The following is a 25683-nucleotide window of genomic DNA, read 5'->3' as shown; positions in this document are numbered from 1 at the left end:
ATGCATCAATGAAAAACGCCGCGATCAAATGTTCGCGGCGTCGGACTTCATACGAATGACATTGGCGGCGCTGGCAGAGCCATCGAGCCAAAAGGACAAGTCTGAGTATTGCTTGAACAGGTCCGGCGGCAGGATGGTGCGCCGGGCCTGTACGGCAACCTTGGGTCTGACCTTGTGCAGGCCGGTCACCCCGAGGGCCTGGTCGAATTCCGGGGCGTCGTAGGCCAGGTGCTCGAAGTCGTGCTCGAACCAGGGCTCATCGATAAAGTCGTAGACCAGCCGCAGCACTCGCTCTGGTGCCTGGGTCAGCAAGTCATAGTCGATGATCAGCAAGGAGTCGGCATATTCGCCGTAATAGGCTTCCTTGAGTGCCGCCCAGGCAAAACCCACCAGGCGATTGCGCTGGGCCAGGGTTTCGCAACGGCTATAGACGGTGTTGCGCTCGACGGCATCGCCGAAGAGCTTGGTGTTTTCATAGGGGTTGGCGCGGTAAAGACGCTCGATGCTGTCCATGATCCAGGCAACGTTGCGCACACAGGCGATCACCTTGGCCTTGGGAAACAGATCGTTGATGGCCGGCAGCCGGGCGCTCCAAAGGCGATTGGTGTCGAACACCACCGGTTTGTCGGCCTTGTCGGCGTAGAAGGAATCGAACAGGCCACGCAACAGGCGGCGGCGCATGTCGGTGTCGATCACCGCGCCGAACTCGCTACCCGCGCTGCACTGGTCCAGGACACCGGAAAACAGGGAACCGACGGGGCTGGTCATTCCGGCATGGAAACGCGGATTCTGCAAAAGAATGGCAGAAAGCAGCGTCGAACCTGAGCGCGGCAAGCCGGAAATAAAGTGAAATTGGTGCAATCCCTTCACCTTGACATTGCGTCCTTTTGTAGGACAAAGCGTAACCGAAGGGAAAGTGTTCGCCTAGTGGTGTTTTGATATCAATTCGAAGTCAATACCGCTGGAAAGCGGTTTTTTTAACATCCGATTAACAGATGAACCGTTTTAGCTTCGAGGCAGCTTATTTCCCGGCCATTGCGGACAGGTACAGCCTGGCGAGAACGCCACCGGCCTTTACCTGACGACCCAACTGCCATTGAGCGGGCACAGGGGCAAACTCATCCGGCACGTCGGCGGTACTGATCAACCAGATACGCCGGGTGCCCTTGGGCAAATCACCGAGGCTGTCGAGGTACTCGTCCGGTGCCGTCAGGGTGCCGAAACCATACTCATTCGGACGACTCGAGGTTCCGTCGGCATGCGGCGGGGTGTACAGCAGCGGCTTGGCATCGGTACGGTTGTAGTAGACGTAGCACAGGTACCAGAGCATGTCGCTGGTGACGATTTGATCGCCGGGCTGGAAGTGCTGGTTGACGTCATCGACCATGACGTTGACCTGGTCATGGATATCTACCGTGGCGTTGTTGTTCAGGCCCACCAGTTCCACACTGACAAACACCACCAGCACCATCAGCGCCACCACGCGGGAGCCGTTGTACAAGCGATCGATCGCCAATGCCGCCAGCATGGGCAGGCCCAGGGCATAGGCAGTGAGATAGCGCTCGATGAACATCGGCGAAATGAACGACACCGCGAACACCAGCAACATCGGAACGAAGGTGTAGACCGCCAGCAACGCGCTGCCCCGGAACACACTTCGGTCCCGCACCAGCGCCACCCCGGCCAATATCGGAATGGCCAGCGGCAGGGTGGCAAACAGCAGCGGCGACAGGTTTTCGCCATCATCCTGGATCAACAGCGACCACACCATGGACGGCAGGGACTCGAAGGTGACCGGCGTTTCCCAGCCGACATCCCCATTGGCTTTGAGCTGATCGATGTGCTGCAACAGATCGACCAGCCCCGGCAACCACGGCAGGTACAGCACGACAATGACCAGGTTCGCCAGCCACCAGTCGCCGCGCTGGATGTGCCGCAGACGATACCCCGGTTGCACGCGGATGATGCCCAGGTACAACCAATGGCAAAGCACGCATAGCGCAGTGAAATAATGGGTGTAGAACGCCGCGCTCATAAGCAAGGCGTAGATCAGCAGGTAGTGTCGACGTTGCGGTTTGCGGACCCAGTACACCAGGGCAATCGTCGCCCCGAGCAACCACAACCCCAACAGCGAATACATGCGCACTTCCTGGCTGTAACGAACCGCCGTGGGCAACAGCGCCAGCAGGAAGCCGGCAAGTATCGCGGCGCGACGGGTAGCCAGTCGATCCACCAGCCACACGCCGAGCCCGACCGAGACGATGCCCGGAAGGGCGCTGAGGCAGCGGATCGAAAAAATGCCGTCGCCGAAGACCGCCATCCAACTGTGCAGGAGCATGAAATACAGCGGCGGATGCACGTCGTAGGCCGCATGAAGCCAGATGTCCGGCAATGAATAGCGCGCCAGCAACAGGCTGGAACCCTCGTCGCCCCAGATCGCAGCTGCGGTCAGATCGTAGAAGCGCACCAGCGCCGCCAGTACCAGGATCGGCACCAGCCAATGCTCCCGCGCCCAACGAATCATCGGTTGCGCGCCCCTGACGAAACCAGGGTTTGCGTGCGGCCCCTGGGTGTCGCCCATCGGCGTTTCTCTGCGCGCCTCCATTGCTTCCCCTTGCAACGCTCAGTGACAGTTTACTTGCGGTTCACTTTAGACCTTCAGCCGGAGCATCGTCGATGCTGGCCCGTTGACGAAACGACCTGCGGCGACGAGGGTCGGTCGATCTAAAAACCGCTTTCCCTGACACCCAGCGCCGCCACGCGTCGCCAGGCAGCACCCAGCACCGACTCGCCATGGCCTTGCAACACCGCCACACCGCGTAAAGGCTGCACGGGCGCCGGGGACTGATCAAGCGTGGTCAACCGCGCGCCGTACTGTGCCTGTACCGGCTCGGCCCGTTGATGTTGATCGCGACGCACGGCAATCGGTCCGTGGTGATCGGAGGTCAGTGCCTCCTGATCGACAAACGCCGCACCATTGGTATCGATTTCGCTCAGTTGTACCGCAATCGCCGGATGCATCGGATCATCGGCGATAAACCGTCCGGTGGCCCCCGGCGCCACGCGCCAGAGTTCGGCCTCGGCCAGATAACCGCGCAAGCGTACGCCCTCCTCGACCACCCGGGCCAGCGGCTCCCGAGTGGACAGCCAGCGCCCCACCGTCCATTGCGCCAGCAGATCACGCACCGTGCCGGCATGGGGCGCACGCAATAGCAGTCGCTCGCGCTGAGCCGCCAGCCCACGGTACTCGGCGACCGCTTCGGCCAGGCGCTGCTCGACGATTGCGGCATCGGAAGCCGTTTCGCTGCGGCTGGCCTGACGGCGCATCTGCAATTGCTGAATCTCGATTTCCCGGCGCGCAATGGCCTGGCGCGAATCGAGATCCGGCGATTCCAGCTCGATCAGGACATCACCCTGCGCCACCGACTGCCCGTCATGCACATTCACGGCCTTGATTCGTGCCGCTACCGGCGCATGCAAGGTGCTGACCCGGCCCGCTTCCAGCATGGCCGGCACCTCGACGGCACTGCGCCACGGCAGGATGAGCACCAGCAACAGCCCGAGCAACACCAGGCTGCTGAGCAGCACACGCGGCCCATGTGCCTGCTCGCGGCGGCCCCACCACTGGCGCCATTCATTCATGATGGGCAGAAAGATGAACCAGACCAGTTCCACCAGCATCAGGAAGATCCCCAACACCTTGAAGAACAGGTGATAGACCGCCAGCGCGATCCCGAAAAACAGTGCCGCGCGCCACAACCATGAGCCATACCCCCAGATCAGCAAACGCCGTTGCATTGTCGGCGACCAAGGCTCCGGCGCCGCTGCGCCATAGCCAAACAAAAATTCGCGCATACGCCAGCGGCACAAGGCAAACGCTCGCCCTTGCAGGTTATCGACCTGCCAGAAGTCGCTGAGTAAAAAATAACCGTCAAAGCGCATGAACGGGTTGAGGTTGACCACCAATGTCGTGATCCACGTAGCACTGGCGAGCATGAACGCTGCGGTGCGGGCGGGACCGTCGGGCAGAAACGACCACGCCAGCAAGGCCATGCTCGCCAACAGCAACTCGGCCAGTACGCCGCCAGCGCCAATCAGCAGCCGGTCCTTGCGATCATTGACCCGCCAGGCATCGCTGACATCGGTATAGAACATCGGCAGCAGCACCATGAACGCCACGCCCATGCTCTGTACCCGGCACCCGGCGCGCTTGGCCATGAACGCGTGACCGAACTCGTGGCAGAGCTTGGCGAAAAACAGGGACACGCCAAACGCCAAAGCGCCGCCAAGGCTGAACAGATGCGGAAACGTCGCGATAAATCGCTGCCAGTCCCGCGACACCAGAAACACCCCCAACCCCAGCACAGCGGGCAATCCGTAGCGCAGCGCTCGCGGGCCAAAGCGCTCCAGCCATGGCCAGGCACGATTGAGAAAACGCTCGGGACGCCATAGCGGAATTCGAAAAAACAGGTACTGATGCAGCAACATTTGCCACAGGCTCTGGCGCTGGGCAGCCGCTTTAAAGCTGTAGCTGGCACGCTGCTGTGGATCGAGGGCAGTAATCAGGTCGTGACTGCGCAAAAACGCCAGCAACTGCTCCAGATCCGCACCGTCCAGCGTCAGTCCCGGCTCACGATTGGCCGCTTGCAGGACCTGCTCGGGCTCGCCCAGTGACCAGTGACGCAACAATCGCATCGCCGTCGTACCGAGCTTGAAGTAACGCCCCCGCACCGGATCGGCCAGTGTCCAGCAGGGCGCTCCGTCCAGCGCCGGCGCTGCCGGGGACAGCTGCAGGTCGGCACGCAGGCCGGGCAGGCTCATTTACAGGCCCACGCTCTGACGCAAGCCGGCCAGTGGTCGACGCAGCAGGTACAACGCCAGCGGCGCCCGGTCACCGAAGATCTTCGCCGTGCCGCGCAAACCGATGCGCGGGGGGGCCGCGTCGAAATTCGCATCCAGGCGATAGGCCAATTGCCCGCCCACCGTGGGCTGCGCTTCGTAAGCCGAACGCTCGAGCCTGGCCAGATGCCGTTGCAGCGGGTCACTGTCGAGGAACAATGCGACTTCAGCGCCGGGTTCCAGGGAGATCGCGTCCCCCACGGCCAGCTCGATACGCAACTGCGCCTGAGCCGGATCGGCGATTTCCATCAGTCGCTCGCCGGTCTGCACCGGCTTGCCGGTCCAGCGTTCGGCATCGGCAAATACCGCGATGCCATCGCGCTCGGCACGCACTTCGCTGCGCTTGAGCAGTTCACGGGCGTAGTCACGCTCGGCGCGTTTCTGTTCGACCCGGGCGGCCAGCAAATCCAGTTTCGAGCTGGACTCGGCATCGGCGAACGAGCGCTGGGAGTTGGCCTTGAGTTCCGCCTCGGCAACCCCGAGGGCACGTTCAGCGACATCGGCCTGAGCCTTGAGCGTGGTGCTTTCGAAACGCAGCAGCAATTCGCCGGTCTTCACCGTCTGATTGGGCTTGACCAGGAACTCGGCAATGACACCGTCCAGCGGTGCCGCCACCACCCGACCGCCCAGCGGCACCACTTCGGCCGGTGCCAATACGGACTGGCGCACCGGGATCAACAGCCCGAGCAATAGCACTGCAACCAGCAAGCCCTGGCGTTTGCGCGTCCAGCGCAGACGCCAGGGCTTGCGCGGTTGCAACGCCTGCCAGGCATGGCTGTAGGTATCGCCCAGTTGCGCCAGCAGCACTTGATCGGCAGGGCTCCACGCAACGTCCCGGGCCAGCCACAACCCACCGAACACCTCGCCCTGACGATCGACCAGCGGCAGCCAGAACACCTGCGCCGCCGACAGGCTTTGCCATTGCGCCTGCAGCGACTCGTCGAGGACATCGGCGGCAATGGCCAGCGCCTGCTGCAACTGCCCGCGCTTGAACAACTGCGCCACCGCCTGCTCGACGAAGGCTACAAAGGGTGAATTCGGCTCCACCGCGCTGACACCGGTCACGGCCTGCACCTTCCCGGCGATCAACAGTGCCGCATGGCGAAAGCCAAACAGTGCCTGGCCATCATTGACCAGGCTGTAGGCCAACTGGGCGGGCGTTTGGGCGGCGCGGGTCTGGCGCTCAAGATCAAGGAAACGCGCGAACACCTGTTCGGCACCGCCGCTCACCGGCGCGTTCACTTGAACTCCGCGAAATGCGCAGTGCCACTCATCCCCGCCAGCAACCCGCTGGCGTTGGGTACGCTGGCCACCAGCAGCAGGGTCTGACTGCCTTCATCGATTCGTGCGCCCAGGCGCTTGACGGTCGCATCCAACGGCTTGCCGGTTTCATCGGGAACAAAACTGAAGGTCTGGCCGGGCTTGAGTCGGGCCATCCAGCGCGAGGGCACCAGCAGATGGATTTCCAGGGTGCGATTATCGACCACGTCCAGCAAGGGTGCGCCGGCAGGTACGCTTTCATAGCGCTGTACCTTGCGCTCGACGACCTGGCCATCGAACGGCGCCAGCACGCTGCAACGCTTGACCTGCACTTGATACACCTGGGACTGCGCCTGGGTTTCGCTGACCTTGGCCTCGGCACGTGCCACTTCGAAACGCCCGACCGAATTCAGTGCCGCCAGTTGCCGGTTGTGCGCCAGTTCTTCACCCGCGCCACGGCTGGCCGCTTGAGCGGCATTGAGTTGCGCCTGATAGGCCGAGCAATCGAACCGCGCCAGGGTATCGCCCTTCTTGAACGATTCCCCCTCGCTGAACGGCAATTCGACAATCCGCCCCGGCACCTCACTGGCCAGTACCGCCTGATCCCGGGCGCGCAATACACCGCGGGCCTCGGTGGTGGTTGCGGCGCTGGCGCCCGCATCCAGTTGCGCAAGCGGGTCGTCTGCCCCGGGCGTTTGCGCCTGGGCAACGCTTGCGGCGAAGAGCAATCCCAACCCCAACACACAGAAAATCCGCATGACCGTACTCCCTTTCGGATTACCGGAGTCTACGGCAGCGGCGATTAGCGTCAAGCAGATGGCCATCATCGCCTGCGTTTTAACGCTGCGCCGTCTCGGTCAATGGATACACCGACTCCCAACCTCCACCCAACGCCTTGTACAACCCGACGGCCGCCAGCGACACACCGGTCGAACTCTCGACCCACTGCTCCTGCGTGGCCAGCAACGCCCCTTGCACGGTGAGTACGGTGACGAAATCCACCACGCCCTCAACGTATTGCTGTTGTGCGGTGTCCAGCGCAATGCGGTTCTGGCGCACGGCTTCAGCCAGGTTGTCGCGGCGCAACTGACTGGCGTTGTAGGTGGTCAGCTGGTCATCGATTTCATGCCAGGCGCGCAGCACGGTTTGCTGATAGGCGATAGCCGCTTCCTGTTGTTGTGCTTCACGCAAATCGAGCACGCCACGCAAGCGGCCGCCGTCGAGCAACGGCAAGCTCAATTGCGGGCCGATCCCGAACGAACGCGAACCCCAGGAACCAAAATCACTCAGTTGCATGGCCTGGGAACCGATGTTCCCCGACAGGGTGATTCGCGGATAGAAATCGCCCTTGGCCACGCCAATGCTGGCCGTGGCGGCATGCAGCCGTGCTTCGGCCTGGCGAATGTCCGGACGACGTTCAGCCAGCTGCGAGGGCAAGCCAATGGCGACTTGTCGCGGGGTTTGTGGCACGGGGGCATCTGTGGATAACTGCGCCGCCAATGCCTGGGGCGGTTCGCCCATCAACAGGCTCAAGGCGTTGACCAGTTGCCACTGGCGCTGCTCCAGTGCGGGCAGGCGCGATTCGATGGCCGCCACCTGTGCGGCGGCTTCGGCAACATCCAGATCCGTCGCGACACCGTCGGCCAGGCGCAGTTGCGAAAGCTTCAGGCTATGGCGGGCGACGTCGAGATTCTGTTCGGTGACGAGCCGGGTGTTTTGCACGCCACGCAGTTGAATGTAGTCCTGGGCGGTTTCGGCCAGCACCGACAGCAACACACCGCGTCGGTCGTTCTCGGCGACTTCCAGGTTGGCGTCGGCGGCTTCGGTTTCCCGACGCACACGGCCCCACAAATCCAGCTCCCAGGCGGCGGAAAAGCCGGCATCCCACAGGTTGAAGGCGGATTGGCCGTTGTGCCCTGACGGGTCGCTCAGGCCCTCACCACTGTTACGCTTTCGGGCATAACTTCCCGTGGCGACGGTATTCGGATAGCGGTTGGCGGTGATCACCTGGCGAACGGCACGGCTTTGCTGCAAGCGGCGGCTGGCGAGCTTCAAGTCGAGGTTGTCGGTCAGGGCGCGTTGCGTGAGGGCCGAGAGTTCCGGGTCGTTGAACACGTCCCACCAGCGCTCGCTCATCGTTTCGGCGATTACTTGGCTGGCGGCTGGCTTTGATGGTTTCGACCATTCGGTGATTTGTGTGGGCTGAGGTTTGTGAAAGTCCGGGCCGACGGTGCAGGCTGACAGGCTCAGCACAAGCAAGGCAGAAAAAATCAGGCGATCCGACTTGCTCGCGAAGGCGTCGGCACGATCAACGAAAATCTTCATCGCTGAACAACCTCTTTCGCCCTGGCGGTGGCCGTATCAATACTCGCCTCCACCGACATCCCCACCCGCAAGCGCTCGGCCAGCGATTGTCCCGGCTCCAGCACGATTTTCACCGGTATGCGCTGTACCACCTTGGTGAAGTTGCCGGTGGCGTTGTCCGGTTTGACCGCGGCGAATGTCACCCCGGTGGCCGGCGCAATGCTTTCGACACGACCGTTCAGTGCCGCACCGCCCAGACTGTCAACGCGCACTTGTACAGCCTGCCCCGGCTGCACATCCGTCAGTTGGGTTTCCTGGAAATTGGCCATCACGTACGCCTGTGCCAGCGGCACCACGGCGAGGATTTTACTGCCCGGAGTGACATAGGCGCCGACCCGCACCGCGCGTTCGCCGACCATACCGTCCTGTGGTGCGACGATCCTCGTATAGGACAACTCGTAGCCGGCCATTTCCAGCTTCGCTTGCGCCCGTTTCAGACCACCTTCGGCTGCGTCGCGCTGAGCCGTGAGGATCTCCACTTGCTTGCGCTCCGCCGCCAGTACCGCCGTGGCATTGGCCAGCCGCGCAGAGGCCTGGTCGATACGCGTTTGCGCCTGCTGCGCATTTTGTACCGTGCCGGCGCCCACCCCGGCGAGGTGGTTGTAGCGGTTCAATTCATGCTCGGCAAACGCCATTTCCGCCTTGGCCGACACCACCGAGGATTGTGCCTGGGCGATCACCGACGCCTGACGCTCCAGGGTCGCCCTGGCGTTTTGCAGTTGCGCACCAGCCACCAGCATTTCGGCATCCGCAGCCTGGGCGGCCGCGCGCAAATCCCGGTCATCGATCAGTGCCAGCAACTGCCCGGCCTTGACCTGCTGGTTGTCCTCAACCAGCACTTGCTTGATAAACCCGGCGACCCGCGGCACTACCAAGGTGAAATCCGCCGAGACATAAGCATCGTTGGTGTTCTGCTGAGTACGCTTGCCGAACAGGCCAGGCATCGCCAGGTACAGCAATACCCCGACGGCCAATGCGGCGGTCATGGCAACCGCGACTTTCTGCTTTGCTTGAGTGTTCATAAAAAACCTTCTGTTTCAGTGGAGCATTCAGGTCGGTGCGCGCGGTGGATAGATCCGCGTCGGCAGCCAGAAAATCAGCAGGATCAAGGTCACGGCGATACCGGCCATGCACAGGTAAAGATCGGAGGAGGTGAGCACCACCGCTTGCTCATGCAGACGATGAGCGAGACTTGTGCTGTCGCGCTCGGCCAGCGGTGAGTTGCCGAGGCGATCGACCAGCATGGTCGAGTGAAAATGCAGGCGCGCCGTGGTCAACGCCTCGATCAACCCGGTGGCGATGACCGCCGACAGGCCTTTGACGGTGTTGAACCAGGCCGATGCGAATGGCCCTTGCATCGGGTGGATACTGCCGGTGGACAGCATCAGCAGCGGCAACACCGCCATGGGCTGACCGAAAATCTGCAGCCATTGCAGCACATAGAAATCGTCGCGAATCCACGCAGAGGTCAGTTGCGAGCCGCCGACGCACGACAGCGCCAGCATGCTCAGGCCAAGGCCCAATACCCAGCGGCAATCGACCCAGCGAAAGTTGCACAGCGCTGCCACCAACGGCAGCGCAATCAATTGCGGCAACGCCGCCAGCAGCATGATCGGCGCGGTCTGCACCGGGCGATAACCCTGGACCTGCGCCAGGTAGCCGGACGGAATAATGATCACCGCCTGCAACACCACCAGCACTCCCGCCAGGGTCAGCAGGGCGAAAGACAGGTTGCGGATGCCGAGCATCTGCATCTTGAAAAACGGCATCGGCTGCGACCACTCGCCGGTCAAGAACAGTGCCAGCAGCAACAGCCCGCCACCGAGCAATCCGCAGATCAGGTTCGACTCGAACCAGTCCAGGCGATTGCCCTGCAGAATGCCGATCACCAACATGCAGATGGCGGGAAAACCCAGCAGCACACCGCGCCAGTTGAAGGACTTGAAACGCTCCAGACGCAGCGGGTCCCGGGGTAAACCATACGCCACCGCGGCCATGGCAATCAGGCACGGGGCGATGATTTGCCAGAAGGTCCATTGCCAGCCGACATACTCGGTCCACAACCCGGCCAATGGCGTGCCCAGGCCAGGGCCGAACGTCGCCGTCAGGGCATAACCGGCCAGGCCGTACAACTTGACGTTGGCAGGCAGAAACCGCAGGGCCACGGTCATCAGCATGGGCGGCAATGCGCCGCCGGCCAGCCCTTGCAAGGTGCGCAGCAACAACAGGCTTTCGTAATTCGGGGCGAAGGGGCACAACACACCCAACAGGGCGAACAGGCTGATGGCGCACAGGGTGAAACGCCGCAACGAGAACGTCACCGCACACCACGGCGCAAAAGCCATGGCCGCCACCGAAGTCGCAGCGTAACAGGCCACCAGCCAGGTGCCTTCATCGTAGCCGATGGCCAACGCACCGCGGATGTCGGCCAGGGCGACTTTGGTCACCATCTCGTTCAGGCCCGACACCAGCACCGCCAGCAGCACACCCACCAGGCCGATGATGATCCGCGGGCCGAAGACGGGTGCAGCGATTGCCGTGCTGGCCGCGGCGACAGGTGCCGTCGCCGTAAGGGAGGTCATGAACTGCAAGCTCCGGAGTGGAAATACCGAAGCATTCTAGGAAGCGTGATGCCTGACGGAAATCAACTTATTGGCAGGTTATAAGTGCGCTAAACGCAATGATAGGAGGCCTCTGTGGGAGCGAGCCTGCTCGCTCCCACAGGGTCTTGCGTTCACCTCAGCCCGGCTGCGCAGCCAGCCACGTCTCATCGCAGCAGGTTTTCAGCGTTTCACGCAACCAACGGTGCGCCGGATCCTTGTCGAAGCGCGGGTGCCAGGCCTGGGTCAACATCAGCGTCGGCAAAGGAATCGGCAGGTCGAACGAGCGCAGTTTCAATCCCAGCCGCCGCACACTCAGCAAGGCCTCCTTGGGCACCGGCAGAATCAGGTCGGAATCGGGCAAGGCAAACATCGCCGCATGAAAGCTTGGCGCGATCACCGCCACCCGCCGCTCCAGCCCCAGGGCATTGAGTGCCGTATCGATCGGCCCCCGGGCAATGCCACGCCGGGACATGCTGATATGAGAATAACCGGCATAGCGTTCCGCCGTGATCTCTTCATCCAACAGCGGATGATCCTCACGCACCAGGCCAACGAAGTGGGTGGAAAACAGGTTCTGAATCTTCACTTCGGGGGTCAACGGCCGAGTGTTGCTGATGCTCAGATCGATCCGCCCTTCGCGCAACGCCTCATCATCGCCATCGCCTTCGGGGACAAAACGCAATTCGCAGTGCGGCGCCTGCCGATCAAGGGTGTCGAACAGCTTGCCGCCGTAGACGCCGACAAAAAAGTCGTTGGCCCGAATACTGAAACGCCGCCGCAGCGAACCCAGCTCCACCGAATCGGCCGAACGAAACAGCAACCCGGCCTGTTCCACCACGCTGCGCACCTGCTCGCGCAATTCCAGCGCCTTGGGGGTTGGCACCAGGCCACGGCCAGCACGCACCAGGATCGGATCGCCAATGGCTTCGCGGATGCGCGTCAGAGTCCGGCTCATGGCCGCCGGGCTCAGGTTCATCCGCCGCGCGGCGCCCACCACACTGCCCTCGTCAAGCAAGGCGTCGAGGGCGACCAACAGGTTCATGTCTGGAAGTTGCATTACAAGCACTCAAGCCTGATTTTTGTTGATTCAGACGCAATGCTAGCAAACTCCACTCAGACATTGTGCGAGCGGTCTTGCCCGCGAAGAGGCCAGCGCGGACTTCATACAATCAGACAGTCAACGAACCATCCCCCAACGCCTGACCGTCACCCGCTCCAACGCATCGAACACCAGATTCTCCACCAGCAATCCAATCAGAATCACCACCGCCAACCCGGCAAATACCTTGTCCGTGTACAACTCATTGCGATTCTGAAAAATGTACCAGCCCAATCCGCCCTTGCCGCTGGTTGCGCCAAACACCAACTCAGCGGCAATCAGCGTACGCCAGGCAAACGCCCAGCCGATCTTCAGGCCGGCGAGGATCGATGGCAGCGCTGCCGGAATCAGGATGAACAGCACGAAATGCATGCCCTTGAGGCCGTAGTTGCGCCCGGCCATGCGCAGGGTTTCCGAGACCCCGAGGAACCCGGCGTAGGTGTTCAGTGCCAAGGCCCAGAGCACCGAATGCACCAGCACGAAAATCAGGCTGTTCTGCCCTAATCCAAACCACAACAGCGCCAGCGGCAACAACGCGATGGCCGGCAACGGGTTGAACATTGAAGTCAGAGTACTCAACAGGTCGCGACCGAACTGGGTCGACACCGCCAGTGTAGTGAGGGCAAACGCCAGGACGATGCCGATCAGGTAGCCCTTGAGCAGCACCACCAGGGAAATCCATACCTTGCCCAGCAATTCTCCGCTGAGCAGGCCGTCATACAAGGCGTGAGCGGTTTGCACAAAGCTCGGCAGCAGCAGATCGTTGTTCTGATAACGGGCAACCGCTTCCCACAGCACGGCAAGCAAAATCAGGATCAGGCTTTTGCGCAGCCAGCCCTGTTGCCACAGGCGTTGGCCGAGGGGCAGTTCGCGCTCCAGCGGCACGCTGGTCAGTGGCGGCAATACGGTTTCGAATTCTTCACGCGGGGATGATAAATGGCTCATCGGGCCCTCCTCTCAACTGGCTCAATAAGCGATGCGGATGTCGGCGAAATCCAGTTCATGCTCAGCGTTCGCCGCATCACCTTCATCGAACAACAACCGATGGATGCGCCGTGCCGACTCCTGAAACGCCACGCCGCCAAGGCTGTGCAAATCGTACTGATGGCTGTGGACTTCGGCCCGCACCCGGCCCGGATGCGGTGACAACAACAGGATGCGGTTGCCCACCACCAGCGCCTCTTCGATGGAGTGCGTGACGAACAGCAGGGTGAAACGCACTTCCTCCCAGAGCAGCAGCAGTTCTTCCTGCATCTTGCGCCGGGTCAGGGCGTCGAGGGCGGCGAAGGGTTCGTCCATCAGGAGGATTTTCGGCTGCATCGCCAGCGCCCGAGCAATGGCGACCCGAGCCTTCATGCCACCGGACAAGGTGTGCGGATAGGCATCGGCAAACGCCGCCAGGCCGACTTTTTCCAGATAGTGCAGCGCTCGCTCTTCGGCTTCCCTGCCCTTGAGGGTTTTCGAGGCCAACAGTGGAAACATCACGTTCTGTTTGACGGTTTTCCACGGCGGCAGTTGATCGAACTCCTGGAACACCACGATACGGTCAGGCCCCGGTGCATCGACGCGCTGACCTTGCAGACGGATCTCGCCCTCGACGGGCTGGATGAAGCCGGCAGCAGCCTTGAGCAACGTCGACTTGCCGCAACCGGAAGGGCCGAGCAAGACAAAACGGTCCGCCGGATCGATTTCGAAACTGACTTGATGGGTCGCCCGCACCACGCGCTGTGGCGTGCGGTACTCCAGGCTGACGTTATCGACCGACAGCAGCGCCTGGGCTGACGCGATCGATTTGCTGACCGTGTAGTCTTGCAAAGGGGCGTTCATCTCGGTCAACTCCCTTGCAGCGGCTTGGCGTCCTGAAAGAAGTAGTCCTTCCACGAATCCGGTTTGTTTTTGATCGCGCCAACGCGGTACAGGAACTCGGCCAACGGGTATGTATTTTTTGGCGTAACGCTGAATTCGAACTGCGGGTTGTCGATGATTTTCAGCAAGGCTGCACGGTCGATTTTTGCCTTGGTGACACGGATGTAGGTGTCGGCTGCCGCGCCCTTGTCGTTCTGCGCGAATTGCGCCGCTTCGGTCAGCGCATCGATAAATGCCTTGTAGGTTTTCGGGTTCTCGTTGCGGAATTTCTCGGTGGCGAACAGGACGGTCGGTGAGTTCGGGCCGAGCAGGTCATAGGTGTTCAGCACCACGTGCACGTTCGGGTTTTCCAGCGCCTGATCCTGGAATGGCGGGTTGGAGAAGTGTCCGGTCAACTCGGTGCCACCGGCAATCAGCGCCGCCGTGGCATCGGGATGCGGAACCGCGATGGTGTACTTGTCGAGGCGATTGAACTCCTTGTCGCCCCACTGCCTGGCAGCCGCGTATTGCAGGAAGCGCGACTGCACCGACACGCCCACCGCCGGCACCGCGATGCGGTCCTTCTCGGTGAAGTCGGCGATGGTCTTGACCTTGGGATTATTGCTCACCAGGTAGTACGGAAAGTTGCCGAGGGAGGCCACGGCCTTGACGTTCTGTTTGCCGTGGGTGCGGTCCCAGATGGTCAGCAACGGACCGACACCGGCGCCGGCAATGTCGATCGAGCCTGCGAGCAACGCATCGTTGACCGCCGCGCCGCCCGAGAGCTGGGTCCAGTCGACCTTGATGTCGATGCCTTCCTGCTTGCCGTACTTCTCGATCAGGTTCTGATCGCGCACCACATTGAGCAGCAGGTAAACGATGCCGAACTGTTCGGCGATGCGGATTTCACCTTCGGCATGAGCCACGGTCGGCGCCACCAGGCTGCCGGCGATCAGGCTGAAACCCAGGCCGATGGCCGCAGCCAGCGGTGCAAATGGAAGACGTTTGGACATGATCAATCTCCGACAAATCAGAAAGGCGCGTCGCCCTGAATGGTGGTGCGAAACAGCTTGCGGCGCAGATGAGTGGGGCATCCGGCGGCAAGGTGGATCAGCGAACGGTTGTCCCAGAACACCAGGTCATGGGGCTGCCACTGATGGCGGTAGATGTTTTGTGGCAGCACGCTGTGGGCATAGAGCTCGGCCAGCAATTGCCGGCTCTCGTCCTCCGGCAGGCCAACGATGCGAGTGGTGAAGCCCTCACTGACGAACAAGGCCTTGCGACCGTTTTCCGGGTGGGTACGCACAACCGGGTGCACCACTTCGGCGACCTGGGCGAGTTGCTCTGGGGTCAGGGTCGGGCGCCAGTTGCCTTCGAATTTTGTTTCGCTGTAACGCGCCGTATAGGAGTGCGCGGCCGAGCGACCTTCAACGGCATTGCGCAATGCGCGCGGCAGGTTGTCCCAGGCTTTGTGCATGTCGGCGAACAGCGTGTCGCCGCCCTCCGACGGCAGCTCCTGAGCATGCAGCATCGAGCCCAGACTCGGCAGCTGTTTGTAGGAGAGATCGGAGTGCCAGAACTTGCCGGCGTCACCCAGCCCGATGTTCTGCCCGTTTTCGACGATGTTGGAAACGATGAGGATTTCCGGATGCCCTGCCAGCAGGAACTGCTTGAGCACATGGATCTGCAACACGCCAAAACGACGGCTGAAGTCGATGTGCTGTTTGGGGGTGATGCGCTGGTCGCGGAACACCACCACATGATGGTCCAGGTGCGCCCGGTGAATGCGGGCAAAATCGTCATCGTTGAGCGGGCGGGACAGGTCGAGACCAATGATCTCGGCACCCACCGCTCCGCTGAACGGACGGATTTCAAAGAATTGTGGCGCGATACCTGGCGAAGCTGAGGCTGCAGACATAAATCACTCCCACGCACGGCACGCTCAAAGGCGCGCGCGTCGATCAGAAACTCACGGAGATCCCGTGTTGGTTCGTGTCGTGCGGCGCGCCGATTGGTCGGCAGGTACGCAGGCGGTTGACTTTATAGATATAAGAATAGAAATTTAAATACCGTTAATGAATAACGATATGGCGATTGAAAAGGGGCTGACTGGAATGTGAAGTGACATTATTTGTCACTTACTGACAGGATTTTGGTGTTTCCGCTGACGCCATCGCGAGCAGGCTCGCTCCCACAGGGGTTCTCCGCTGGACACAACATTGTGCTCCAGCAAAAATCCATGTGGGAGCGAGCCTGCTCGCGAAGAGACCAGTAGCCTCGATGACGAATTACCGCTCGTGCAGCGCCTCGGCCCGCGCGCGGATGATCGGCTTGAGCAAGTAGCTGAGAACGGTCTTCTTGCCGGTGATGATGTCCACGGAAGCCACCATCCCCGGAATGATCAGCAAGGGTTTTTCGTCGGTGCCCAAGTGGCTGCGGTCGGTACGCAGCTTGATCACGTAGTAGGTGGTTTTCTTGTCTTCGTCGGTAATGGTGTCGGCACCGATCTGCTCCAGCCTGGCCTTCAGCCCGCCGTAGATGGTGTAGTCATAGGCGGTAAATTTTACCGTCGCTTCCTGCCCCGGATGCAGGAAGGCGATGTCCTGCGGACGGATCTTCGCCTCGACCAGCAAGGTGTCGTCCAGCGGCACGATTTCCACCAGGTCGCTGCCTGGCTGGATAACCCCGCCGATGGTATTGACCAGCAACTTGTTGACGATACCCCGCACCGGCGAAGTGACCAGCGTCCGGCTGACCCGGTCTTCCAGGGCCTTGCCGGTGGCCTCGGCCTTGTTCAGGTCGGTGCGTGCTTCATTGAGCTGGGTCAGGGCGTCACTGCGGAACTTGCCGCGTGTTTCGTCGATCTTGCGCTGTACTTCCTTGATTGCCGATTCGGCTCGCGGAATAGCCAGGGTGGTGGCGTCGAGCTGGCCACGGGTCTCCGCTTCGGCACGCCTGAGGCGCAGGACTTCCACTGGCGATACCGCACCCTGGGCCACCAACGGCTCGGACATGTTGATTTCCTGACGCTGAAAGCCCAATTGCTGGCGGTACTGCGCCTGCTTGGAAGTGAATTCGCGCAGTTCTTGCTGGCGCTGGATCAGTTGTTCCTGCAAGCCGCCAATCTCGTCGTGCAACTGCTGGCGGCGGCTTATATAGAGCGATTCTTCGCTCTTGGCCTGACCCGGCACGGCCTTGAGTACATCCTCGGGGAAGTTCAGCGGGCGGTCGTCAACCTCCGCGCTCAGGCGCTCGACCCGTAGCAGCATCGACAACCGATCGGCCTCTGTTTCACCGACGTTCGAAGCGAATCGCGTGTCATCCAGACGAATCAGCGGTGCGCCGGCTTCGACGATCTGGCCTTCCTTGACGAACAGTTCGGAAACGATGCCGCCTTCAAGGTTCTGGATTTTCTGAATCTTCGACGATGGAATCGCCTTGCCGTCGCCCTTGGTCACTTCGTCGATGACCGCGAAGTTGGCCCAGAGCATCAGGAACACAAAGAAGGCGATGATCGCCCAGATCGTCAGCCGCACCACACGCGGTGCATCCTCGATCAGCGCCTTGTTGACCTCCGGCAGCGGCTGGCCCTGCAGCGAAGCAGAGCCTTTGAAGTAGCGACGGATCGAATCCTTACCCGACTTAAGCAACACTGATCTGCCCCTTCTTCAACGCTTCCATCACCGCAGCTTTCGGGCCGTCGGCGAGAATCTGCCCGCGGTCGATCACGATCAACCGATCCACCAGCGACAACAGCGATGCCCGGTGCGTCACCAGCACCATGGTCTTGTTCTCGATCACCGCTGCCAGGCGCTGCTTGAGGCGCTCTTCACCGGTGTTATCCATGGCACTGGTCGGCTCGTCGAGCAACAGGATCGGCGGGTTGAGCAATAACGCACGGGCCAGGGCGACGTTTTGCCGTTGACCGCCGGAGAGGTTCTGCCCGCGCTCGCCCACTTGCAGCTCATAACCCTGCGGATGCAGGCGCGCATATTCGTGGACACCGGCCAGTTCTGCCGCTTGCAGCACCAGTTCGTCCTCGACATACCGCGCACCGGAAACCAGGTTGTCGCGCAAGGTACCGGCGAGCAGCTGAATGTCCTGGGGCACGTAGCCGATGTTGTAGCGCAGTTCGCTGACATCGATCTGACGGATATCCACACCATCGACCAACAATGAGCCATCGTCCGGCTGATACAGCCCCACCAGCAGTTTCGCCAGCGAGCTCTTGCCCGAACCGCTCCGGCCAATGATGCCGACCTTCTCGCCGGGACTAATCGACAGGTTGATGTTCTTCAGCGCCAGGCTCTGCTGTTGCGGGTAGGTGAAGTTGAGCTGGCGGCACTCAATACCGCCCTGCAGCACCTTGCGGCTGAGCGGACGTTCTTCGAAATTGCGCTCCTGGGGCAGCTCCATCATCTGGTCGACCGAGGTCATGGTCACCCGCGCCTGCTGATAGCGGGTCAGCAGCCCGGACAGTGACGCCAGCGGGCTGAGCGCACGACCACTGAGCATGTAGCAGGCAATCAGGCCGCCCATGCTCAGGTGACCGTCGATGATCTGGTACACGCCGAAGACGATCATGATCACCCCGGCCAGTTGCTGGATCAGCAAGGTGATGTTCATTGCCAGGCCAGACAGCATTTTCACCCGCAACTCAAGGCGACTGAGGGTGCCAATGGTCTGTTCCCACTGATACTGGCGTTCACTTTCGGCGTTGTTGACCTTCACTGCATCCAGGCCAGCCAGGGTTTCGATCAGGCTCGACTGACGCTCGGCCCCCAGCGCCATGGTTCGTTCCATGGTCGCCACCAGGGGTTTCTGCAGGGCATAGCCGATGGCCAGGGCAATCGGGAACGCCAGCATCGGTATCCACACCAGATGCCCGCCAAGGATCGCGATGACGATAAAAATCAAAATGGTGAACGGCAGGTCGATCAGGCTGGTGAGGGTCAGCGAGGCGAGGAAATCGCGAAGGCTCTGGAACTCATGGATGTTCTGGGCAAAGCTGCCGACCCGTGCCGGCCGGTATTTCATGGCCATGCCGACGATGCGTTCAAACAGCGTGGCCGAGATAATCAGGTCGGTTTTCTTGCCGGCCAGATCCAGACACAGGCTGCGCAGGCTTTTCAGGATCAGGTCGAAGAGGTAGGCGCCTGTGATGCCGAGCGCCAGCACCCATAGCGTGGCTTCGGCCTGGTTAGGCACGACGCGGTCGTAGACGTTCATCACGAACAACGGCGCAGCCATGGCAATGATGTTGATCAGGAAACTGGCGGCGATGGCGTCGGTGTACAACCAGCGCGACCGCTTGAGGGTATCGCGGAACCACGAACGCGCACGCGGAATCAGCGTGCCGTGATTGACGTCGAATTTGTGCTGGGGCTGGGCGAAAAAGACCTTGCCAGTGTAGTCGTCGGCCAACAGCTCACGGCTGACCAGGGACTCACCGCCATCGCTTTCGCTGAGCAGTACCCGTACCTGATCTTCGCCTTGCCAGCCAAGCAGGACGGCACTGCGACCGTCCTTGAGCAGCAACAATGCCGGCATGGCAATCGCCGGAATGTCCTCCAGCTTGCGTTGCAGCACCCGACCTTGCAGCCCCGCGCGAGCTGCCGCGCGAGGCAGCAAGTCGACACTCAAGCGTTGCTCGGGTAGCGGCAGGCCGGTGGTCAGCATTGCCGCGCTGGCAGGCTTCTGGTGCAGCATGCAAAGAGCGAGCAGACCATCCAGCAACGGATCGTCATGCAACGCGCGCGGATCATGAATGAGTTGAACCCGACTGACTTCTGATTCCACGCTCGGCACTCTTGGCTGACAATTGAACGATGAAGGTCCTGCTCAATTCATACCGGGCAATTGGACCCTGGGCTTCACGTCGTTCTGCACAACGGATGCCAATGGTGCGACCACTCCCTGACTCTTGAGCAACTCGCCCATGGTCGCCTTGATTCGGTACTGAGTAAATAACTGAACGTTCTTGATCTCCGCCAGACGGCGAGAAGAGGTGAACAGTTCGTTTTCGCTGTCGAGCAAATCGAGCAGGGTGCGCTCGCCGAGGCTGAACTGACGCTGGTAAGCGGTACGCACAGCGGTGCTGTGGTCGACGTACTGCTGGGCGATCGGCACCTGCGCGTTGGCGTTGTTCAAGGCGTTCCAGGCCAGGCCCAGCTCTTCATTCAATTGGCGCAGGGCGTTGTTGCGGATATCCAGCGCCTGGTTCGACAGGTAGGCTTTGGACTCCAGATCAGCCTTGTTGCTGCCACCGGAATACAGGTTGAAGCGCATGCGCAGCATGGCCTGCCATTCGTTGTTGTGGCCGTTCTGACCATCAATGTCGTTGTCCGCGGTGCGACCCAACTCAGCATCGAAGCGTGGGTAGAAAGTCGACTTGGCCGTGTCGTACTGCTTCTCGGCAGCGGCGATGTCGGATTCGGCCGAGCGCAGGATCGGGCTGTTTTCCAGCATCTGCGCGCGGGCTTCATTCAGACTGGCCGGCATCAGCGCCAGGAAACTCGCCGGGCGCTCCAGTTGATCCGGCATCTGGCCAACAGCGGAGAGGTAGTTGGTTTCGGCGTCAGCCAGGTTGGTCTGCTCGGTGATCAGATTGTTGCGCGCCTGAGCCATCCGCGCCTCCGCCTGATCGAGGTCGGCGCCGCTGCCGACACCACGCTGGGTACGCAGCTGGATCTGGTCGTAAATGCGTTGGTGGCTCTTGAGGTTGTCCTCGGCCAGACGCACGAATTCGCGACGAGTCAGCACGTCAAGATAAACCTGGGCCACAGTCAGCCCGGTACGTTCGGAAGTACTCAACAGCGAATAGGCGCGGGAGTTGACGACGGCTTGTTGACGCCCCACCTCACTGGACGTCGCAAAACCGTCAAAAACCATTTGGGTCAGACGCAGACTCGACTCACTGCGATTCAGGGTTTCCCAGTGATTGTTGCTGCCGTCCGTTCGTGTGGTCACGCTATCGGTACCCTCACGACCATAACCGCCCAGCAGGTCGACCCGTGGCAGGTATCCACCTTTCGCAGCCTTCAACTGATAATCCGCAGCCAATCGACTGTTGGTGCCGGCCTGGACCTCCGGATGGACATCCAGCGCTTGTTGCATGGCGTCTGGCAAGGACTGCGCCTGGACGAAGGACGCGGAGAGGGCGAAAGGTATAGCCATGAACAAAGGCGAACGCATTGTAGGAATTTCCCAGGACTTCTTGTCTTGAATCACAGCAAAAGAACGACGCTGTGTCGGAAGATGGCAAGCGGAATGACCGTATGTCGGAAAGTTCAAAAGCGGAACTGGATCACATACCGAGGACGAGTCACAGCTTAAATATCAATGTGACATTACTGGGACGATTGTTTAGGATGGCTCCAAGAAGGTCAATAGTTTGGCATAAAGTTAATAACGAAAAAATATAGCCAATATATTGACGAATTGATGCGTCAAACTTGTGCATCTATTTTGCAATGTACGTCCAGACTGGTCGGCGCCGACAGACGCCATCAGGTCCATGGAAGTCAACTGAACGTGACACCCCGGAGAGTCTCCAATGAGCAGTGTTGTTGCCATCGTCAAAAGCATTGTCGGTCAAGTTTTCGTGGTGTCCCCCGAAGGCATCCGCCGCGTTCTCGTTGAAGGCGACAAACTGTTCGCCGGTGACCAGATCGACACTGGCCTTTCCGGTGCCGTGTCCCTGGAGCTGGCCGATGGCCGTACCCTCGATCTGGGCCGTGACACTCAGTGGAGCGCGGACGCCCCGGACTCCGGCAGTGATCTGGCAGCCGCCACCGCTCAAGCCGCACCGTCCGTTGAAGAGCTGCAACAAGCCATTGCCGCCGGTGCCGACCCGACCAAAGAGCTTGAAGCCACTGCTGCGGGTCCGACGGCGGCAGGCGCTGGTGGTGCCGCAGGTGGTAGTCACAGCTTCGTGGTGCTCGACGCCACCGCTGGCCGTGTCGACCCGACCATCGGCTTCCCGACCGCGGGCATCGACTCTGCCGCGCAAACGACCCTGGAAATCCCGGGTGGCCAGGCCACCAACGTCAACACCAACGTCAACACCAATACCCCGAGTGAGTCAGCCCTCAGCCTCAGTGCCACGCCGACCATCACCGAGGCCGGTGGCGTGCTGGTGTACACCGCGACACTGACCCAGGCACCACTGACCGACCTGACTGTCACATTGTCCAACGGCGCCGTGATCGTGATTCCCGCGGGCGCGACCACCGGCACCGTCAACGTGCCATTGGCTGCGAACGACACTGTCTATAACGACGCGACCCAGATCGAAGTGACCGTCACCGGCACCAGCGGCGGCAGCGGTATCACGGTTACGCCGCCGACTACCCCGGCCGTGACCCAGATCACCGATACCGTCGACACCACCACGGTCACCCTGACGGCCGGCAACGCCGTCACCGAAGGTGGCCAGATCACCTACACCGCGACCCTGACCAACCCGGCCGGCACACCGATGACCGTGACCTTGAGCAATGGCTCGGTCATCACCATCGAAGCGGGCAAGACCAGCGGCAGCGTCGTGGTCGACACCCCGGTCAATGACGTCTATGTCAACGGCAGCACTGTCAGTACCACCATCACCGCTACCACTGGCGGCAACTTCGAAAACCTGGTGCCAAACACCACGCCGGCCGTGACCACCATTACCGACTCCGTGGACACCACCGGTCTGACCCTGACCGCCACCGGCACCGTCGTCGAAGGCGGCCAGATCACCTACACCGCGACCCTGACCAACCCGGCCGGCACACCGATGACCGTGACCTTGAGCAACGGCTCGGTCATCACCATCGAAGCGGGCAAGACCAGCAGCAGCGTCGTGGTCGACACCCCGGCCAATGACGTCTATGTCAACGGCAGCACTGTCAGTACCACCATCACCGCTACCACTGGCGGCAACTTCGAAAACCTGGTGCCAAACACCACGCCGGCCGTGACCACCATTACCGACTCCGTGGACACCACCGGTCTGACCCTGACCGCCACCGGCACCGTCGTCGAAGGCGGCCAGATCACCTACACCGCGACCCTGACCAACCCGGCCGGCACACCGATGACCGTGACCTTGAGCAATGGCTCGGTCATCACCATCGAAGCGGGCAAGACCAGCGGCAGCGTCGTGCTCGACACCCCGGTCAATGACGTCTATGTCAACGGCAGCACTGTCAGTACCACCATCACCGCTACCACTGGCGGCAACTTCGAAAACCTGGTGCTGAGTAAAGAGCCAGCAGTGACGTCCATCACTGACTCGATCGACACCACCACCGTGACGCTGACCGCGTCCCCGAGCGTGGACGAAAACGGCACCATCACTTACACCGCGACCCTGACCGATGCCCAGGGCAAACCGGTCACCGCGCAAAACGGTCCGGTGACCGTGACGTTGGACAGCGGCAAGGTCATCACCATCGCCGAAGGTCAGAGTTCCGGCAGCCTGCCGGTGACGGTGGGCAACGATGTCTACCAAGGCCCGACCACCGTCAGCGAGTCCATCAAGGACGCGGCCGGCGGTAACCTGGAAGCGCTCACCCCAGTGAAAACCCCGGTGACCACCACGGTCAACGACGTCAACGACAGCACCACCGTGACCCTGAGCGCCACGCCGAGCGTGGACGAAAACGGCACCATCACCTACACCGCCACCCTGACCGACAAAAACGGCGTCCCGGTCACCGCGCAGAACGGCCCGGTGACCGTCACCCTCGACAGCGGCAAGGTGATCACCATCGCCGAAGGCCAGAGTTCCGGCAGCTTGCCGGTCACCGTGGGCAACGATGTCTACCAAGGCCCGACCACCGTCACCGAGTCGATTAAATCGGCCGACGGCGGCAACCTCGAAGCGATCAATCCGGTGACAACACCGGTGACCACCACGGTCAATGACGTCAACGACACCACCATCGTGACCTTGAGCGCCACCCCGAGCGTGGACGAAAACGGCACCATCACCTACACCGCCACCCTGACCGATGCCCAGGGCAAACCGGTCACCGCGCAGAGCGGTCCAGTCACCGTGACCCTCGACAGCGGCAAGGTCATTACCATCGCCGTCGGCCAAAGTTCCGGCAGCCTGCCGGTGACGGTGGGCAACGACGTGTACCAAGGCCCGACCACCGTCACCGAGTCAATTAAATCGGCCGACGGCGGCAACCTGGAACTGGTGTCGCCCAACACCACCCCAGTGACCACCACGGTCAACGACGTCAACGACACCACCACCGTGACCCTGAGCGCCACCCCGAGCGTGGACGAGAACGGCACCATCACCTACACCGCCACCCTGACCGATGCCCAGGGCAAACCGGTCACCGCGCAGAGCGGTCCAGTCACCGTGACCCTCGACAGCGGCAAGGTCATTACCATCGCCGTCGGCCAAAGTTCCGGCAGCCTGCCGGTGACGGTGGGCAACGACGTGTACCAAGGCCCGACCACCGTCACCGAGTCAATTAAATCGGCCGACGGCGGCAACCTGGAACTGGTGTCGCCCAACACCACCCCAGTGACCACCACGGTCAACGACGTCAACGACACCACCACCGTGACCCTGAGCGCCACCCCGAGCGTGGACGAGAACGGCACCATCACCTACACCGCCACCCTGACCGATGCCCAGGGCAAACCGGTCACCGCGCAGAGCGGTCCAGTCACCGTGACCCTCGACAGCGGCAAGGTCATTACCATCGCCGTCGGCCAAAGTTCCGGCAGCCTGCCGGTGACGGTGGGCAACGACGTGTACCAAGGCCCGACCACCGTCACCGAGTCAATTAAATCGGCCGACGGTGGCAACCTGGAGCAGGTGTCGCCCAACACCACGCCAGTGACCACCACGGTCAATGACGTCAACGACACCACCACCGTGACCCTGACCGCCACCCCGAGCGTGGACGAAAACGGCACCATCACCTACACCGCCACCCTGACCGATGCCCAGGGCAAACCGGTCACCGCGCAGAACGGTCCGGTCACCGTCACCCTCGACAGCGGCAAAGTCATCACCATCGCTGAAGGCCAGAGCTCCGGCAGCCTGCCGGTGACCGTCGGCAACGACGTCTACCAAGGTCCGACCACGGTCAGCGAGTCCATCAAGGACGCAGTGGGTGGCAACCTCGAAGCGATCAACCCGGTGAAGACCCCGGTGGAAACCACGGTCAATGACGTCAACGACACCACCACCGTGACCTTGAGCGCCACGCCGAGCGTGGACGAGAACGGCACCATCACTTACACCGCGACCCTGACCGACAAGAACGGCGCCCCGGTCACCGCGCAGAACGGCCCGGTGACCGTGACGTTGGACAGCGGCAAGGTCATCACCATCGCCGAAGGCCAGAGTTCCGGCAGCTTGCCGGTGACGGTGGGCAACGACGTGTACAAGGGCCCGACCACCGTCACCGAGTCCATCAAGGACGCAGTGGGCGGCAATCTGGAGCAGGTGTCGCCCAACACCACGCCAGTGACCACCACGGTCAGCGACGTCAACGACAGCACCACCGTGACCCTGACTGCCACGCCGAGCGTGGATGAAAACGGCACCATCACCTACACCGCGACCCTGACCGACAAGAACGGCGCCCCGGTCACCGC

The 25683-nt window shown here is 61.5% G+C and carries 17 protein-coding genes; 1 reads left to right on the top strand and 16 read right to left on the bottom strand.

The features are described 5' to 3' along the window. Positions 1 to 24: 24 nt before the first annotated feature. From CAF65_RS19590 to CAF65_RS19515, 16 genes are all read right to left on the bottom strand, one after another. Positions 25 to 870, bottom strand: coding sequence for a sulfotransferase (locus tag CAF65_RS19590; RefSeq protein ID WP_008020450.1), 846 nt, complete (start codon positions 868 to 870; stop codon positions 25 to 27). Between the two features lie 151 nt (positions 871 to 1021). Beyond that, positions 1022 to 2605, bottom strand: coding sequence for a glycosyltransferase family 39 protein (locus CAF65_RS19585; protein WP_085717768.1), 1584 nt, complete (start codon positions 2603 to 2605; stop codon positions 1022 to 1024). A gap of 119 nt (positions 2606 to 2724) precedes the next feature. Further along, positions 2725 to 4821, bottom strand: coding sequence for an efflux RND transporter periplasmic adaptor subunit (locus CAF65_RS19580; RefSeq protein WP_085717767.1), 2097 nt, complete (start codon positions 4819 to 4821; stop codon positions 2725 to 2727). After that, the gene (locus tag CAF65_RS19575; RefSeq protein WP_085717766.1) at positions 4822 to 6141 is read right to left on the bottom strand and encodes an efflux RND transporter periplasmic adaptor subunit; all 1320 of its coding nucleotides are present in this window, start codon (positions 6139 to 6141) and stop codon (positions 4822 to 4824) included. Beyond that, complete coding sequence (locus CAF65_RS19570) at positions 6138 to 6917, bottom strand: efflux RND transporter periplasmic adaptor subunit (protein ID WP_085717765.1); 780 nt, start codon at positions 6915 to 6917, stop codon at positions 6138 to 6140. The genes CAF65_RS19575 and CAF65_RS19570 overlap by 4 nt, the downstream gene beginning before the upstream one ends. Before the next feature lie 79 nt (positions 6918 to 6996). Further along, the gene (locus tag CAF65_RS19565) at positions 6997 to 8484 is read right to left on the bottom strand and encodes an efflux transporter outer membrane subunit (RefSeq protein ID WP_085717764.1); all 1488 of its coding nucleotides are present in this window, start codon (positions 8482 to 8484) and stop codon (positions 6997 to 6999) included. Further along, complete coding sequence (locus tag CAF65_RS19560) at positions 8481 to 9545, bottom strand: HlyD family secretion protein (protein ID WP_085717763.1); 1065 nt, start codon at positions 9543 to 9545, stop codon at positions 8481 to 8483. Before CAF65_RS19560 ends, CAF65_RS19565 begins: the two co-directional genes overlap by 4 nt. A gap of 27 nt (positions 9546 to 9572) precedes the next feature. Next, positions 9573 to 11105, bottom strand: coding sequence for an MFS transporter (locus CAF65_RS19555; protein ID WP_085717762.1), 1533 nt, complete (start codon positions 11103 to 11105; stop codon positions 9573 to 9575). A gap of 157 nt (positions 11106 to 11262) precedes the next feature. Further along, the gene (locus CAF65_RS19550; protein WP_085717761.1) at positions 11263 to 12183 is read right to left on the bottom strand and encodes a LysR family transcriptional regulator; all 921 of its coding nucleotides are present in this window, start codon (positions 12181 to 12183) and stop codon (positions 11263 to 11265) included. 120 nt (positions 12184 to 12303) lie between these two features. Next, entirely contained in the window at positions 12304 to 13170 is an 867-nt protein-coding gene (locus CAF65_RS19545; RefSeq protein WP_085717760.1) for an ABC transporter permease, read from the bottom strand. A gap of 21 nt (positions 13171 to 13191) precedes the next feature. Next, positions 13192 to 14052, bottom strand: coding sequence for an ABC transporter ATP-binding protein (locus CAF65_RS19540; protein WP_085717759.1), 861 nt, complete (start codon positions 14050 to 14052; stop codon positions 13192 to 13194). 5 nt (positions 14053 to 14057) lie between these two features. Further along, positions 14058 to 15083 carry an ABC transporter substrate-binding protein gene (locus CAF65_RS19535; RefSeq protein WP_085717758.1) on the bottom strand — a complete coding sequence of 342 codons (1026 nt, stop codon included), beginning with the start codon at positions 15081 to 15083 and terminating at the stop codon, positions 14058 to 14060. A 17-nt stretch (positions 15084 to 15100) separates the two neighbouring features. After that, positions 15101 to 15988, bottom strand: a complete 888-nt coding sequence (locus CAF65_RS19530; protein ID WP_085717757.1) for a TauD/TfdA family dioxygenase — start codon at positions 15986 to 15988, stop codon at positions 15101 to 15103. A gap of 370 nt (positions 15989 to 16358) precedes the next feature. Beyond that, positions 16359 to 17723 (bottom strand): HlyD family type I secretion periplasmic adaptor subunit, encoded by a 1365-nt coding sequence (locus CAF65_RS19525; RefSeq protein WP_085717756.1) that lies wholly within the window; start codon positions 17721 to 17723, stop codon positions 16359 to 16361. After that, the gene (locus CAF65_RS19520) at positions 17713 to 19869 is read right to left on the bottom strand and encodes a type I secretion system permease/ATPase (protein WP_085717755.1); all 2157 of its coding nucleotides are present in this window, start codon (positions 19867 to 19869) and stop codon (positions 17713 to 17715) included. Before CAF65_RS19520 ends, CAF65_RS19525 begins: the two co-directional genes overlap by 11 nt. A 42-nt stretch (positions 19870 to 19911) precedes the next feature. Beyond that, the gene (locus tag CAF65_RS19515) at positions 19912 to 21264 is read right to left on the bottom strand and encodes a TolC family outer membrane protein (protein WP_085717754.1); all 1353 of its coding nucleotides are present in this window, start codon (positions 21262 to 21264) and stop codon (positions 19912 to 19914) included. A 361-nt stretch (positions 21265 to 21625) separates the two neighbouring features. On the opposite strand from CAF65_RS19515, the gene CAF65_RS19510 reads away from it, so the two are divergent. Further along, positions 21626 to 25683: retention module-containing protein (locus CAF65_RS19510; RefSeq protein ID WP_143492138.1), on the top strand; the 4058-nt coding region annotated here is incomplete at its 3' end.

It is taken from the genome of Pseudomonas sp. B28(2017), from assembly GCF_002113025.1.
In the GTDB taxonomy this organism is placed as follows: Bacteria; Pseudomonadota; Gammaproteobacteria; order Pseudomonadales; family Pseudomonadaceae; genus Aquipseudomonas.
This window is presented reverse-complemented; position numbering and strand designations above follow the sequence as displayed.